A 16068-nucleotide genomic window follows, 5' to 3' on the forward strand; every position below is an offset into this window, starting at 1 on the left:
TCACGCTCGCTACCACTTCATCAAAAAGGAAACACCATGAGCTTCGACAGCAGCCTGACCCCGGAGCAGTTTGCCGCCGGCGGCACCCGTCTGATCAGCCGGCTTACCACCGCCGACATGGCCCAGCTGGGCGTGGAGTACATCGCGGCGCTGACCACGGCGCAGGCCAGCACGCTGAGCGCTCCGCAACTGGCGGCGCTGCCGGCGGCCAGCGTCGGCGCGCTGCAGCCGGCCGACTTCGCGGCCTTGCGCACCTACGCGCTGAACCAGGCGTCGCAATCGACCGCCTTCATGGCGGCGCTGACGCCGGAACAACTGGGCGCGCTGACGGTGGCGCAGGCGGGATTGCTGAGCGTGAAGGGCATCGCCGGACTGTCGCCCGAGGCCCTGGCGGCCATGGGCACGCGCCAGGTCAACGCGCTGGCGGTGGCGCTGATCGACAAGCTGCGACCGGAGCAGGTGCATGCGTTGAGCGCCGGCCAGATCGCCGCGCTCAAGCTCGGCCAGGTGGCCGCGCTGCCGTCGCGCCGGCGCGAGGGCGAGGACATGTTCAGCGCCGACCAGATCGCGGCGTTTTCCACGCAGCAGATCGGCGCGCTGAGCACGGCGCTGTTGACGCAGCTGAGCGCCACCGAGCTGGCGGCCATCGAAACGGCCGATGTCGCGGCCATGGGCTCGCGCCAGATCGGCGTGCTGAGCGTGGCGCAACTGATGTCCCTGAGCCTGGACCAGCTGCACGCGCTGCATAGCCGCCAGGTGGCGGCGCTGGGCAGCAGGCAGATCCAGGCGCTCGATCCCGAGCGCATCCATGTGCTGAGCGCGGCGCTCATCGGCGCGTTGAGCACGGCGCAAATCCATGCGCTGCAGGCGGCCCAGCTGCACGCGCTGAGCAGCGCCCAGCTGGCCACGCTGACCGCGCGCCAGTTCGGCGTGCTGTCGACCGACGACATCATGGCGCTGGACGGCGCCAGCCTGGCCGCGCTGCGGGTGGCGGTGATGATGGGCCTGACCTCGGCCCAGCTGGCCGCGATGGGCGCCAACGGTGACGGCGATTTCGGCCTGTTCTCGAGCGCGCAGGTGGCGGCCCTGGGCAGCGCCGCGCTGTCGGGCCTGACGGCGCAGCAAGCGTCGCAGCTGACCAGCGCCCAGGCCGCCGCACTGAACGCGACGCAGCTGGGCAGCTTGTCGACCCAGGCCATCGTCGCGCTCGACGGCGGCGACCTGGCGGCCTTGAAGGCGAGCGCCATCGCCGGCCTGAAGACGCGCCAGCTCGCCGCGCTCAACGGTGAACAGCTGGCGGCGCTGACCACGGCCCAGGTGGCCATGCTGAGCAGCAGCCAGGTCAACGCGCTCGGCAGCGACGCCTTCGCCGCGATCGAGACCGCCGACCTGGCCGCGCTGGGACCGAACGCGCTGGCCGGCCTGTCGACCCGCCTGCTGGCGCTGCTGGGACCGGACCGCATCGCCGCGCTGACGCCGCGCCAGCTCACCGCGTTCGGCTCGGCCAGCCTGAACGCCCTGAGCATCGAACAATTCCAGGCCTTGAGCACGGCGCAGATCGCCAAGCTGAACCCGGCGTCGGCGGTCGGCCTGTCGACCGCCAAGCTGGCGGCGCTGTCGCCGGCCGCGCTGGCGGCCTTGCCGGCCACCGTGTTCGGCGCGCTGAACTCGGCGCAGTTCGCCGTGCTGGGCGGGGCGGAACACCAGATCGGCTTGCTCAGCACGGCGCAGATCGCCCAGCTGAAGCCGGCCACGCTGGCCGGCATGACGGTCGGGCAGGCCATCGCGCTGAGCACGGCGCAGGCGGCCACGCTGAGCGGCGCGCAGATCGCCGCGCTGTCGCTGGAGGCGGTGGCGGCGCTGGAGCCGCAGGACTTCGCGGCGCTGAGAGCGGCGGCGATCTTCGGCTTGCGCACCGCGCAGCTGGCGGTGCTGGGCAGCGAACAGATCCTGGGACTGACCACCGCCCAGGCGTCCGGCCTGGGCAGCCAGCACATCGCCGCCCTGTCCAGCGACGTGATGGCGCAGATGCAGACGGCGGAAATCGCCGCGCTGCAGCTCGGCGCCATCGTCGGCCTGCGCAGCGACCAGTTGCAAGCCATGGGCAGCGACCAGATCAACGCGCTGACGGCCGGCCAGGTTTCCATGCTCAGCAGCACACAGTTCGGCGCGCTGTCGGCCGAGGTGGTGGCGAATCTGCAGCTGAGCGACCTGGCGCGGCTGAACACCTCGGTGATCGCCAACCTGTCGCCGGCCACGCTGGCGGCGCTGACCAGCCGCCAGATCGGCGCGCTGGCCGGCGGCCAGGTGGCGGCGCTGACCACCGCCGCGCTGGCCGGACTGAGCCTGGAGCAGTTCGCGGGGCTGACGGTCACGCAGTTCGGCGTGCTCACCTCGCGCCAGTACCAGGCCTTGACCGCGGAGGAAGTGGCGGCGATCCGCAGCGGCCAGTTGGCGGCGCTGTCGTCGCAGGTGATCGCCAGCCTGAACACGGCGCAGTTGGCGGCCTGGTCGATCACGCAGGTGGGCGCGCTGAGCGCGGCGCAAGTGGCGGCGCTGGCGGCCACGCAGTTGCGCGGCCTGGGCAGCGACGGCCTGGCCGCGCTGAGCACCGCCGCGATCGGCGGCCTGAGCACCATCGCCATCGCCCAGCTGCTGCCGGAACAGTTGCAAGCGTTCGGCACCGGGCAGATCGCCGCCTTGTCGCAGCGCCAGATCGCGGCGCTGCCGACCGCGCACATCGCCGGCGGCGACGTGCTGACCACCGATCAGATCGTGGCGCTGACGTCGAGCCAGGTGGCGGCGCTGAGCAAGCCGCTGTTGGCGGCGCTGGGGTCGGACGACCTGGCGGCGATCGAAACGCGCGACCTGCGGGCGCTGAGCAGCGCGCAGCTGGCGGTGCTGTCGACCACCCAGCTCGGCGCGTTGACGACGGCGCAGGCGCTGGTGTTCACGACCGCGCAGACGGCCGGCCTGAGCACGGCGCAGCTGGCGGCGCTGGCGGCGGCCAGGCTGCCGCACCTGACGGCGCAGGGCGGGCCGTCGTTGCGCAAGCGGGTGGGCGGCATGGTGGAGGCGCTGGCGGCCTTCAACGAGGCCGGCCAGCCGGCGGCGGCCGGGCAGTCGTCGCTGACCATGCCGGGCGCGCTGAACGAGGGGGCCGGCATGCTGGCCGCGCCCGATGGCTTGCGTTTGGCTATCCTGTCGCCGGAGGCCAAGGACTTGCTGGCGCTGCCGCGCAAGTAGGCGCCGGGGAAAACCCTTACAGCGGCTGGAACACTCCAGCCGCTTTGTTTTTCTGCACGTTATCCCACGCGAAGATCTGGCCGTTCATGGCCACATACACGCCCGGCGGCAGGGTTTGCGCCACGCCGGCGGCAAAGCCCAGGTTGAACATCGCGTCGGAATTGGCGATCGAGTAGGGGATCATGGCGCCGGTCAGCACGATGGTCTGGCCCAGCTTGGCCGGTCCCAGCACGGCGGCGGTCTGCGGCATGGTGTCGGTGCCGTGGATGATGACGATCGCCTTTTCGCTGGCGGCGCGGCACGCGGCCAGGATGCGCTCGCGGTCGGCGTCCGCCATGTCCAGCGAATCCATCAGCGGCAGCTGTTCCAGCGCCACGTCCACCGTCAGGCGGCAGCGCGCCAGCAGCGCCGGCACATGGCTGTCGGCGAAGCCGAGGGTGCCGTTCAGTTCGTTGTAGTGTTTGTCGAAGGTGCCGCCGGTGGCGAGGATGCGCAGGGTCATGGTGAAAGCTCGGGCAGATTAAAATGATCTGCATCATAACCCAAACCGCAACCGCCCCAGAACCCGAAAAGAGTCCGTCGGCGGGCTGGAAACTTGGGCATACTATGGCTACACTGGTTTCTTTGTTCGTTTCGATACCATGAAAGCGCTTGCCCCCGGAACCGTCATTTTCCATCGCCATCGCGGCTACGGCGTCATCACGTCGGTCAATCTGCTGACCGGCTGGATCTCGGCCCGGTTCGGCAGCGAGGCGAGGACGCTGGACTTGAACCTGTCCACCGACGAGGTGCAGTTCGCCGACGGCGAAGCCATCCTGTTCCGCCGCGCCCCGCCCGACCGCATGCCGCACGCGCGCCTGATGGCGCTGGTGCGCGCGCTGCACCAGGCCGGCTACCAGCGGCTCTACCTGTATTCCTGGCCCAAGCCGTCCGGCCTGCACTGGCGCTGGCATTTGTTCACCGGCGGGCGCGACTGGATGCAGCGCTCGTGGCGCGAGGGCTGGTATGGCTCGGGCGCCGACTACAACGTCAATCCGGTGCTGGGCTGGGGCGACACGCCGGGCGCCAGCACCGAGGAGCTGGTGCACGCGCTGGCCCGCTTCGACCCGCATGGGCTGGCGCAGGCGCTGGGGCGCGACGAGGACCACACGGCCTGGTTCGCCGGCGTGTGCGACGCGCTGCTGCCGGGCTATATGTACAGCCTGGACATGCAGCGCCCCGACGGCGGCCCGCTGCTCGACATGCCGCCGGTGCCGGTGGTGCCGGTGCGCGCCACGTTGCCGCCGTATGCCGGCCCGGACATCCCGTGGCCGCCCGGCTGGGCAGGGCTGTGGAGCAAGGTGCACGCCATGCCCGTCCCCCGCATCAACCTGAGCGGCCTGCCGGAAATCCCCGAACAGACCGACTAGCTAGCGGGCGTTGGCCCGGTAGCCGGGGTTGTTGATCTGCTCGCAGCGGCCGGCGGCGAAATCGACGATGTTCTGGAACGCGTGGCGGAAATACAGCTCGTAGCTGTCCTGCTCCACATAGCCCAGGTGCGGCGTGGCCAGCACGGTCGGCATGCGCAGCAGCGGGCTGTCGGCCGCCAGCGGCTCGGATTCGAACACGTCCAGCGCGGCGTAGCCGGGTCGGCCCTGGGGCAAGGCCTGCTCCAGCGCGCCGGGCTGCACCAGCTCGGCGCGGCTGGTGTTGACGAACAGCGCGCTCGGCTTCATGCGCGCCAGGTCGTCGGCGCTGACGACGCCGCGCGTGTCCGGATGCAGCCGCAGGTGCAGGCTCAGCACATCGGCCTGCTCGAACAGCGCCGCGCGCGAGGCGGCCGCCGCGTGGCCGTCGGCGGCCGCCTTGTCGCGGCTGGACTGGCTGCCCCAGACGATCACCTGCATGCCGAAGGCGCGGCCGTAGCCGGCGATGATCTGGCCGATCTTGCCGTAGCCCCAGATGCCCAGCGTGCGGCCCTTGAGCACCACGCCCAGCCCGTTCAGCTGCGGGTTGGTCGACGCCGTCTGCCACAGGCCATCCTTCAGGTTGGCGGCGTAGGGCACGATCTTGCGCGCCGCCGCCATGATCAGCGCCCAGGTCAGCTCGGCCGGCGCGGTCGGCGAACCGACGCCCTCGGCGATCGCGATGCCCAGCTCGGTCGCGGCGTCGACGTCGACATGGCCGGCCAGCTTGCCGGTCTGCGAAATCAGCTTGAGGTTGGGCAGCCTGGCCAGCAAAGCGCGGTTGAGCGCGGTGCGCTCGCGGATCAGCACCAGCGCGTCGAACGGGGCCAGCCGGATCGCCAGCTGGCCCAGTCCGCGGGTCGAGCTGTTGAACACCTTGACCTCGTGTTCCTGCAATAAATTAAAGCAGGCCAGCGTGGCCGTGGCATTCTGATAGTCGTCTAGAATCGCAATTTTCATGGGAGATAACCGATTTTATGGTGAATTTCGTAGGGAAATAACGGCTTGCAAAAGAACCTGAATAGCTTACTACTTTACTCAACTAATTCTCCTACATTTTTGACTGAAACGGCTATTGACGGGTGTACAATCGCCTCAAAAATAAGGCCTGTCGATCACGCATCCGGGCCGCGCAAGACCGCCGTGACCCCGCCGACCCATTTCGAATGGGCATCTGAGCGCAAGCCAAAAGCTGACGACGATCCTGCCGCATGCAGAATTTTAATTAGCATTGGAGGTAGTATGAATCAACCCGTCATGGGTGGCGTTGCGGCACTGCTCAACGTCCCAGCTTACATCAAGCAGCAAAAACTGATCAACTGGGTGGCGGAAATCGCCGCCCTGACCAAACCGGAACGCATCTACTGGTGCGACGGTACGCAGGAAGAATACGACCGCCTGTGCGGCGAAATGGTTGCCGCCGGCACCATGAAAAAGCTGAACCAGGAATTGCGTCCGAACTCCTACCTGGCCTGCTCCGACCCGACCGACGTCGCCCGCGTCGAAGACCGCACCTTCATCTGCTCCAACACCAAGGAAGAAGCCGGCCCGACCAACAACTGGATGGCGCCGTCGGACATGCGCGCCACCCTGAACCCGCTGTTCGACGGCTGCATGGCCGGCCGCACGATGTACGTGGTGCCGTTCTCGATGGGCCCGCTGGGCTCGCCGATCGCCCACATCGGCGTGGAACTGTCGGACTCGCCGTACGTGGCGGTCAATATGCGCGTCATGACGCGCATGGGCAAGGCCGTGTACGACGTGCTGGGCACCGACGGCGCGTTCGTGCCGTGCGTGCACACCGTCGGCGCGCCGCTGGCCGCCGGCCAGAAGGACGTCGCCTGGCCTTGCAACGCCACCAAATACATCGTGCACTTCCCCGAGACCCGCGAGATCTGGTCCTACGGTTCCGGCTACGGCGGCAACGCGCTGCTGGGCAAGAAGTGCTTCGCGCTGCGCATCGCCTCCAACATGGGGCATCAGGAAGCGCAAGCAGGCGGCACCGGCTGGCTGGCCGAACACATGCTGATCCTGGGCGTCGAATCGCCGGAAGGCAAGAAGCACTACGTCGCGGCGGCCTTCCCTTCGGCCTGCGGCAAGACCAACTTCGCCATGCTGATCCCGCCGACCACCTTCGACGGCTGGAAAGTCACCACCATCGGCGACGACATCGCCTGGATCAAGCCGGGCGCCGACGGCCGCCTGTACGCGATCAATCCGGAAGCCGGCTACTTCGGCGTGGCGCCGGGCACCAACACCCGCACCAACTCGAACTGCATGGCGTCGCTGGGTTCGGACACCATCTTCACCAACGTCGCGCTGACCGACGACGGCGACATCTGGTGGGAAGGCCTGACCAAGGAAGCGCCGCCGCACCTGATCGACTGGCAGGGCAAGGACTGGACGCCGGCCTCCGGCACCAAGGCCGCCCACCCGAACGCCCGCTTCACCGTGGCCGCGACCCAGAACCCGGTGATCGATCCGGCCTGGGACGATCCCGCCGGCGTGCCGATCTCGGCCTTCATCTTCGGCGGCCGCCGTTCGACCACCGTGCCGCTGGTGACCGAAGCGCGCAACTGGGTCGAGGGCGTCTACATGGCCGCGACCATGGGCTCGGAAACCACCGCCGCCGCCGCCGGCCAGATGGGCATCGTGCGCCGCGACCCGTTCGCGATGCTGCCTTTCATCGGCTACAACATGAGCGACTACTTCCAGCACTGGCTGAACATGGGCGAGAAGCTGGGCAAGCTCAACGCCGCGACGCTGCCGAAGATCTACTGCGTCAACTGGTTCCGCACCGACGACCAGGGTCATTTCGTCTGGCCTGGTTTCGGCGACAATATGCGCGTGCTGAAGTGGATGCTGGAACGCATCGAAGGCACGGCCGGCGGCGTCGAAAACATCTTCGGCACCACCCCGCGCTTCGGCGACCTGAAGTGGGACGGCATCCCGTTCTCGCCGGAAGAGTTCGAAACGATCACCTCGATCGACAAGGACGCCTGGCGCGAAGAACTGAAACTGCACGATGAACTGTTCGCCAAACTGGCCTACCATCTGCCGACCGAACTGACGGCCGTCAAGGCTGAGTTGGAGAAGCGCCTGGCACGATAAGCCGGCCTGGAGGAGACCGAAAAACCCCCGTGTGTGCATGCCAACGCCACACGGGGTTTTTTTTGCTTGTAGTTTCGCACAGGTGTGCTAAAGTTCGACACATGGACACCCTGACCGCAAAAAGCGAAGCGACCTTCGCCACCATCATCGACGCCGCGCTGGCCATGGCGGCGGCCGAGGGCATCGGCAAGCTGTCGCTGGGCGAGCTGGCCAAGCGCACCGGCATCAGCAAGAGCGGCGTGTTTTCCCGCGTCGGCTCGCTGGAGACCTTGCAGGCCGCCGTGCTGGACGAATACGACCGCCGCTTTGCGCAGGAAGTGTTCCTGCCTGCGCTGCAACAGCCGAGGGGCTTGCCGCGCCTGATCGCGCTGGTCGGCACCTGGTCGCGGCGCGCCTGCGACGAGGGCTTGAACAACGCCTGCCTGTACAGCGCCGGCGCGTTCGAGTTCGACGACCAGCACGGCCCCCTGCGCGACCGTTTGCAACAGGGCGTGATGGCTTGGCGCGCCGCGCTGCGCAAGACCATCCTGCAGGCGATGGAGCTGGGCCACCTGCGGCCCGACACCGACGCCGGCCAGCTGGTCTACGAAATCTACAGCCTGATCGTGGGGCTGATGCACGACACCCGTTTCCTGCGCGACGAGCAGGCCAGGCGCCACATGCAACGCGCCTTCAGCCGCTTGATCTCGACTTACAAAAGCTTCAACGACTTGGAATAAACCCGGCCGCAGCGCGTCTGCGGTTTTCTTGAAACTAATTTCGCACACATGTGCGAAAAAAGGAGAATATGATGGCCGCCTTGCTGATGCTGATCCCCGTCGGACTATACTTTGCCTATCGCAGCCCGTTGTGGTGCGTGCTGCGTTCGCTACCGAGCTGCAACGAGGACTTCGTCCTGTTTTGAGCAAACCACGCCCATCGCGGAAAAATGCAGTTCATGCCCTTGTTTCAACATTCCGGCGCAATTCGCGCGCGCCGGGGCGGGCGCAGGCCTACAGTGCATGTTCAACATTTTTTCCTGATAGGCCTCTAGACATGACAACTGCAACTACCCGTATCGGCGTCGCCAGCGCCCTGTTGTTTTCCCTGATCCTGGGCGTGGCCCATGCCGACACGGCAGCTCCCGACCTGGCGGGTCGCCGCGAAGCACTGAACTCCCTGATCAAGGAACAGTGGGAATACACGATGCGCGCCAGCCCTGAATGGGCGTCGCTGCTGGGCGACAAGCGCTACAACGACAAGTGGTCCGACTTCTCGCAGGCCGGCATCGACGCCGACCTCAAGCTCACGGCCGACTTCCTCAAGCGCTTCGAAGCGCTGGACACCTCCGGCTTCCCGCTGCAGGAGCAGCTGAACCGCGACCTGATGGTGCGCCAGTTGCGCCAGAACGTCGAAGGCGGGCGCTTCAAGGAATGGGAGATGCCGCTGGCGCAGAACTCCGGCATCCACATCGATGCGCCGCAGCTGGTGTCGGCGCTGCCGTTCGACACCGTCAAGGACTACGAGGACTACATCGTCCGCCTGCACACGCTGCCGAAGCTGTTCGACGAGACCCGCGTGCAGATGGAAAAAGGCGTGCGCGACAAGCTGATGCCGCCGAAATTCCTGATCCCGAAAATCGTCAAGCAGTGCGAGGACGTGGCGGCCATCAAGCCGGCCGATTCGCCGTTCGCCGAGCCGCTGAAGAAATTCCCGAAAGAGTTCTCGGCCGCCGACAAGGCGCGCCTGAGCAAGGAAGTGCTGGCGGCGGTGCAGAAGGACGTGATCCCGGCCTACAAGAAGCTGGCCGTGTTCACCAAGACCAAGTATGCGCCTTACGGCCGCATGGACGTGGGCATGTGGTCGCTGCCGGACGGCGCGGCGCGCTATACCTACAAGGCCAAGTCCTCGACCACCACCGAGATGGCGCCGGAAGCGATCCATCAGCTGGGCCTGTCCGAGGTCAAGCGCATCGAGGCGCAGATGCTGGCGACCGCGCAAAAGCTGGGCTACCAGGACCTGAAGAGCTTCAACAAGGCGCTGGCCGCCAAGCCGGAGCTGCATCCGAAATCGCGCCAGGAAATCGTCGACCTGTACCAGAAATATACGGACCAGATGTACACCCAGCTGTCGCAGCAGTTCGGCGTGCTGCCCAAGGGTAAGGTGGAGATCAAGCAGGTCGAGGAATTCCGCGAGAAGGGCGCCTCGGCGGCGGCCTACATGACGGGTTCGCCGGACGGCAAGCGCGCCGGCCGCGTGATGGTCAACACCGGCGACTTCGAGCACCGCTCGACCATCGGCATCGAGACCACGGCGCTGCACGAAGGCGTGCCGGGCCACCACATGCAGCTGACCATCGCGCAGGAGATCGAAGGTCTGCCGACCTTCCGCCAGCAGGGCAACTACACCGCCTATGCCGAGGGCTGGGCGCTGTATTCGGAGCGTCTGGGCGAGGAGCTGGGCTTCTACAAAGACCCGTACAGCTACTACGGCCACCTGCAGGATGAGATGCTGCGCGCGATCCGCCTGGTGGTGGACACCGGCCTGCACTACAAGAAGTGGAGCCGCCAGCAGGTGGTGGACTTCTTCCACGACCACTCGGGCATCGAGGAAGTGGACGTGCAGAGCGAGACCGACCGCTACATCGTGTGGCCGGGCCAGGCGCTGGGCTACAAGATCGGCCAGCTGAAGATACTTGAGCTGCGCGACTACGCACGCAAGGAACTGGGCACCGGTTTCGACATCCGCAACTTCCACGACCAGGTACTGGGCGCGGGCGCGTTGCCGATGGATGTGCTGGAGTCGCACATCAAGGACTGGGTCGTCGCGGAAAAGCTGAAGCAGACCCGCGTCACCGCGCAGTAACGTTCCAAGCGCCGCTTGCAGCGCACTGCAGGCGGCGTGCTACCCGACCGCTTATTTCAGCAGCGGTCCCAGATACTTGCCGGTCACGCTGGCAGGATTGGCGGCCACGTCTTCCGGCGTGCCGGCGGCGATGATCTTGCCGCCGCCCGCGCCGCCTTCCGGTCCCAGGTCGACGATCCAGTCGGCCGTCTTGATCACGTCCAGATTGTGCTCGATGATGACCAGCGTGTTGCCCTGGTCGCGCAGGCGATGGATCACCTTCAGCAGCAAATCGATATCGTGGAAGTGCAGGCCGGTGGTCGGCTCGTCCAGGATGTACAAGGTGCGTCCGGTGTCGCGCTTGGACAGCTCCAGCGACAGCTTGACGCGCTGCGCCTCGCCGCCCGACAAGGTGGTGGCGCTCTGGCCCAGCTTGATGTAGCCCAGGCCCACGTCCAGCAAGGTATGCAGCTTGCGCGCGATCAGCGGCACCGGCTTGAAGAACTCGTGCGCGTCTTCGACGGTCAGGTCGAGGATCTCGGTGATGTTCTTGCCCTTGTACTGCACTTCCAGCGTTTCGCGGTTGTAGCGCTTGCCGTGGCAGACGTCGCACGGCACGTATACGTCCGGCAGGAAGTGCATCTCGACCTTGATCACGCCGTCGCCCTGGCAGGCTTCGCAGCGGCCGCCCTTGACGTTGAACGAGAAGCGTCCGGCGCTGTAGCCGCGCTCCTTGGCGGTCGGCACGGTCGCGAACAGGTCGCGGATCGGCGTGAACAGGCCGGTGTAGGTGGCCGGATTCGAGCGCGGCGTGCGGCCGATCGGCGCCTGGTCGACCGAGATCACCTTGTCGAAATGTTCCAGGCCGCTGATGGAGTCGTGCGGCGACGGTTCGGTCTGCGAGCCGTACAGGTGGCGCGACAGGGCCGGGTACAGCGTGTCGTTGATCAGCGAGGACTTGCCGGAGCCGGACACGCCGGTCACGCAGGTCATCAGGCCGACCGGCAGGTGCAGGTTGACCTTCTTCAGGTTGTTGCCGGTGGCGCCGCTGATCACCAGCTGCTTGTCCGGGTCGGCCACGTGGCGCTTGGCCGGCACGGCGATCTTCAGCGTGCCTTTCAGGTACTGGGCCGTCAGCGAATTCTTGTTCTTCAGGATGTCCGCCAGGGTGCCCTGGGCGATGATGTCGCCGCCGTGCACGCCGGCGCCCTTGCCCATGTCGACGATGTAGTCGGCGGTGCGGATCGCGTCCTCGTCGTGCTCCACCACCAGCACGCTGTTGCCGATGTCGCGCAGGTGCTTCAGCGTTTCGATCAGGCGGTCGTTGTCGCGCTGGTGCAGGCCGATCGACGGTTCATCGAGCACGTACATCACGCCGGTCAGGCCGGAGCCGATCTGCGAGGCCAGGCGGATGCGCTGCGCTTCGCCGCCGGACAGCGTGTCGGCGCTGCGGTCCAGCGACAGGTAGTCGAGGCCGACGTTGTTGAGGAACTTCAGGCGCGAGATGATCTCCTTGACCACGCGGTCGGCGATCTCTTTTTTCGCGCCCTTCAGTTTCAGCTGCTCGAAGAAGGTCAGCGTGTCGCGCAATGGCTTCTCGGCGATCTCGTAGATGGCTTTTTCCTGCTTGCCGGTGCCGACCTTGACGAAGCGCGCTTCGACGCGAAGGCGCGCGCCGTGGCAGGACGGGCACTGCTTCTCGTTGATGAACTTGGCCAGTTCCTCTTTCACCGCCATCGAATCGGTTTCGCGGTAGCGGCGCGACAGGTTGGTGACCACGCCTTCGAACGCGTGCTCCTTGATGACGGTGCGGCCGCGCTCGTTGACGTAGGTGAACGGGATGTGCGTCTTGCCCGAGCCGTGCAGGATCACTTCCTGCGCGGTCTTCGGCAGCTGCTCGTACGGCAGGTCGAGGTCGAACTCGTAGTAGGCCGCCAGGTTGGACAGCATCTGGAAGTAGAACTGGTTGCGGCGGTCCCAGCCCTTGACCGCGCCCGAGGCCAGCGACAGGTTGGGGAACGCGACGATGCGCTTGGGATCGAAGAACTCGATGTGACCGAGGCCGTCGCATTCCGGGCAGGCGCCCATCGGGTTGTTGAACGAGAACAGGCGTGGTTCCAGCTCCTGCAGCGAATAGCCGCACTCGTTGCAGGCGAACTTGCTGGAGTAGACGTGCTCCGTGCCGTTGTCCATTTCCAGCGCGATGGCGCGGCCGTCGGCCAGGCGCAGCGCGGTCTCGAAGCTTTCGGCCAGGCGCTGCTTGATGTCGGCGCTGACCTTGACGCGGTCGATCACCACGTCGATGGTGTGCTTTTCGGTCTTCTTCAGCTTGGGCAGGTCGTCCACTTCGTAGATCTTGGCGTCGTGGGTGCCGCTCTGCACGCGGAAGCGCACGAAGCCCTGGGCCTGCATCTGCTCGAACAGGTCGGAGTGCTCGCCCTTGCGGTTGGCCACCACCGGCGCCAGGATCATCAGCTTGGTCGCTTCCGGCATGGCCAGCACGGCGTCCACCATCTGCGAGACAGTTTGCGCGGCCAAGGCGTGCTCCGGGTGGTTGATGCAGTAGGGCGTGCCGACGCGCGCATACAACAGGCGCAGGTAGTCGTGGATTTCGGTGACGGTGCCGACCGTCGAACGCGGATTGTGCGAGGTGGCTTTCTGCTCGATCGAGATGGCCGGCGACAGGCCTTCGATCAGGTCGACGTCGGGTTTTTCCATCAGTTGCAGGAACTGGCGGGCATAGGCCGACAGCGATTCCACATAGCGGCGCTGGCCCTCGGCGTACAGCGTATCGAAAGCCAGCGAGGACTTACCGGAGCCGGACAGGCCGGTAATCACGATGAGCTTGTTGCGCGGCAGGTCGAGGTTGATGTTTTTGAGGTTGTGCGTGCGTGCGCCGCGGATGCGGATCTGTTCCATGGATTTTTTGCCTTTCGGGTCAACCCGTTACTATAGCCGGGTTTGATTACTTGCGCCGACCTTGCGCTGGATCGCGTTCCGGTGGCTCGACACTGTATATAATACCAGTATTTTCTTACACTGTTTCAACTTGCAGCATGAACAGCGGCAATGGAATTTTTGGTGGGTGGCTGGCCTGTTCGACTATAATCGCTGTTTGCGCAACACATAAACAGCCCGCCCTCGCGGCCGCCGTTACTCAGGAGTTTTATACATGGCATCAGTCAACAAAGTCATCATCGTCGGCAATCTGGGTCGCGATCCGGAAATTCGCTACATGCCTAGCGGTGACGCGATCGCCAACATTGCTGTGGCGACATCGTACAAATCGAAGGACCGCAACACCGGCGAGCAGAAAGAGCTCACCGAGTGGCACCGCATTTCGTTCTTCGGCCGCCTGGCTGAAATCGTCGGCCAGTATCTGAAAAAAGGTTCGTCGGTCTACGTCGAAGGCCGCCTGCAGACCCGCAAGTACACCGACAAAGACGGCGTCGAGAAATACGCGACCGACATCATCGCCGAGCAGATGCAAATGCTGGGTGGCCGTCAAGGCATGGGTGAAGGCGGCGGCATGGACGACGGCGGCGGCTACGAAGCCCCGCCACAGCAGCAGCGCCAGGCCCCGGCGCCGCGTCCGCAGATGGCGCCACCGGCACCAGCACCGCGCCCGGCGCCACGCCCAGCGCCGAACTTCTCGGACATGGATGACGATATCCCGTTCTAAGATTTAGTCGTCCCTCATTTGCAAACTAAGCCCTATAGATCATTGATCCATAGGGCTTTTTTCTTGCCGGCCTCGATGCGCCGCCTCTTTCATGTGATACGATTATTCCATTCATAATACTATTCATTTTAGTATTCAAAAATGGACTAGCCCCTATGAAAACAAGCTAATTTTTCTATTCATCGAATGTCGAAAACATAGTGGCTAAAACCCAAAACATTGAAAAGTTGCGACATTTTCTCCAGCAGGGGCCGGCAAAAACGGCATCTATTCTGAGGGAACTTGACATCAGCCAGCCTACTTTCTCCCGTCTATGGGCAACTGTACGAGACGGGGTGGTGTTGGGCGCGGGTAAGGCCCGACAGTACGCCTTGAGGCGTCACGTCCAGGGAATCGAGGTTCCTGTTCCCATATTTCGTGTTTCTGAAGAGGGCGGGCTCGCCCCCATAGGCTACCTGGACGTCCTTCAAGGCGGGTTTTACGCCATGATGCCCTTGGAGGGGACCGGCTATGCCGTGTTTAAGGGCATGCCATTTTTCACCCGCGATCTCCGTCCTCAAGGATTTTTGGGGCGCATGGAGCCGGGAAGAAACCGGGATCTGGATTTGCCAGACAACATCTTGCACTGGACGGATGAGCAGATATTGAAATACATTTCCCGGCGCAGTGAGCATGCTGCGGGAGACCTCATTCTTGGTAACGAGTCCTGTGCCAGGTATATCGAGTCTTGCGCCGCGTTGGAGAGGCAAGTTATACCAGTTGGGGAGCGTGTTGGGCGCTACCCCGGGATGGCGGAACACGCCATGCAAGGCGAGTCTCCGGGTTCGTCCGCAGGTGGCGAGCAGCCCAAGTTCACTGCCGTGATCCGTCGTGACGATGACGGGATGTTGGTTGAGCACGTCATAGTCAAATTCTCTCCGCAAGTTGGCACTCCCTCTGGGAGACGTTGGGGAGACTTGCTCATATGTGAACATCTGGCGCTACAAGTTCTCGCTCGCAATGGTATCGCCGCGGCTAAAACTACGATACTCGAATCGGGCTCCCGTGTTTTTTTAGAGGTGGTTCGGTTTGATCGCGTCGGGTTGCGAGGACGGCGACCGATGGCTACTTTCTTCGCATTGGATGGCGATCTGGGGATGATGGATCAGAACTGGACAGCTGTCGCCCGTGAGCTTGGCCGCCTCGGAGAGTTGTCTGGGAAAGACATGACGACCGTTGAGATACTCGACCTTTTCGGTTCATTCATCGGCAACACAGACAAGCATCATGGGAATATCGCGGTCTCGTGGACATTTGAACGCAAGCACCGATTGCTGGATGCATATGACATGCTTCCCATGCTGTATCGTCCCAATTCGCACGGCGAGATTATTGAGCGGGAGTGGCTGCCAGCCTACATGGGCCGAATGGAGTTGAGGCATCTATCGAAGTGTTATGCCATGGCGCTTCAATTTTGGCAGGACGTGGTCGACGATCCTCGTATCTCGGAGGACTTCAAAGCCGTCGCGGATCGCCATGTGACGGCGATCCGGCCATTTGCTCCCGCGGCAGGAGCTGATCGGCGGGCTTAGGTCCGAGCGTGGGCTTGGGCTGCCATTGCCTGCCTGCGGCTTCCATGAGCCAAGCCATCTGGCGCGGTTCTTCAAAAAGATCGTCGATGTCAGGTCGGGCCGTTTGATCGTGTTCGGTTAGGTTTGTCGCGCAGAAATATCTGTAGAATGAGTTGACCCATGGGTTCTCCATGTATTCAAGTGGCGAGAC

10 protein-coding genes are annotated in these 16068 nt (G+C 64.6%); 7 read left to right on the forward strand and 3 right to left on the reverse strand.

Features of this window, described 5'->3' with window-relative positions:
* Positions 1–36 precede the first annotated feature (36 nt).
* Complete coding sequence (locus AC1RMD_RS03020; RefSeq protein WP_492923496.1) at positions 37–3246, forward strand: hypothetical protein; 3210 nt, start codon at positions 37–39, stop codon at positions 3244–3246.
* Positions 3247–3262: 16 nt separating this feature from the next.
* On the opposite strand, the gene AC1RMD_RS03025 is transcribed toward AC1RMD_RS03020, so the two are convergent.
* The gene (locus AC1RMD_RS03025) at positions 3263–3748 is read right to left on the reverse strand and encodes an asparaginase domain-containing protein (RefSeq protein ID WP_492923498.1); all 486 of its coding nucleotides are present in this window, start codon (positions 3746–3748) and stop codon (positions 3263–3265) included.
* 139 nt (positions 3749–3887) lie between these two features.
* On the opposite strand from AC1RMD_RS03025, the gene AC1RMD_RS03030 reads away from it, so the two are divergent.
* A complete protein-coding gene (locus AC1RMD_RS03030) occupies positions 3888–4655 on the forward strand; it encodes an L-asparaginase (protein WP_492923500.1) in 768 nt (255 codons plus the stop codon).
* On the opposite strand, the gene AC1RMD_RS03035 is transcribed toward AC1RMD_RS03030, so the two are convergent.
* The gene (locus AC1RMD_RS03035) at positions 4656–5651 is read right to left on the reverse strand and encodes a D-2-hydroxyacid dehydrogenase family protein (protein WP_492923502.1); all 996 of its coding nucleotides are present in this window, start codon (positions 5649–5651) and stop codon (positions 4656–4658) included.
* Between the two features lie 282 nt (positions 5652–5933).
* On the opposite strand from AC1RMD_RS03035, the gene AC1RMD_RS03040 reads away from it, so the two are divergent.
* The 3 genes from AC1RMD_RS03040 (at position 5934) to AC1RMD_RS03050 (ending at position 10646) form a co-directional block, all read left to right on the forward strand.
* Positions 5934–7802 (forward strand): phosphoenolpyruvate carboxykinase (GTP), encoded by a 1869-nt coding sequence (locus AC1RMD_RS03040; RefSeq protein WP_492923504.1) that lies wholly within the window; start codon positions 5934–5936, stop codon positions 7800–7802.
* Positions 7803–7903: 101 nt separating this feature from the next.
* A complete protein-coding gene (locus AC1RMD_RS03045; RefSeq protein WP_492923506.1) occupies positions 7904–8521 on the forward strand; it encodes a TetR/AcrR family transcriptional regulator in 618 nt (205 codons plus the stop codon).
* A 316-nt stretch (positions 8522–8837) separates the two neighbouring features.
* Positions 8838–10646, forward strand: coding sequence for a DUF885 domain-containing protein (locus tag AC1RMD_RS03050; RefSeq protein ID WP_492923508.1), 1809 nt, complete (start codon positions 8838–8840; stop codon positions 10644–10646).
* Between the two features lie 51 nt (positions 10647–10697).
* Here the strand turns inward: AC1RMD_RS03050 and uvrA are convergent, their stop codons facing one another.
* The gene (uvrA, locus tag AC1RMD_RS03055) at positions 10698–13544 is read right to left on the reverse strand and encodes an excinuclease ABC subunit UvrA (RefSeq protein ID WP_492923510.1); all 2847 of its coding nucleotides are present in this window, start codon (positions 13542–13544) and stop codon (positions 10698–10700) included.
* A gap of 253 nt (positions 13545–13797) precedes the next feature.
* Between uvrA and ssb the strand changes: the two genes are divergently transcribed.
* A complete protein-coding gene (gene ssb / locus AC1RMD_RS03060) occupies positions 13798–14307 on the forward strand; it encodes a single-stranded DNA-binding protein (protein WP_445231155.1) in 510 nt (169 codons plus the stop codon).
* Between the two features lie 200 nt (positions 14308–14507).
* On the forward strand, positions 14508–15878 hold the full coding sequence (yjjJ, locus tag AC1RMD_RS03065; RefSeq protein WP_492923512.1) for a type II toxin-antitoxin system HipA family toxin YjjJ: 1371 nt from the start codon (positions 14508–14510) through the stop codon (positions 15876–15878).
* Positions 15879–16068 lie beyond the last annotated feature (190 nt).

This window comes from Duganella sp. GW822-FHT06D06 (assembly GCF_058799615.1).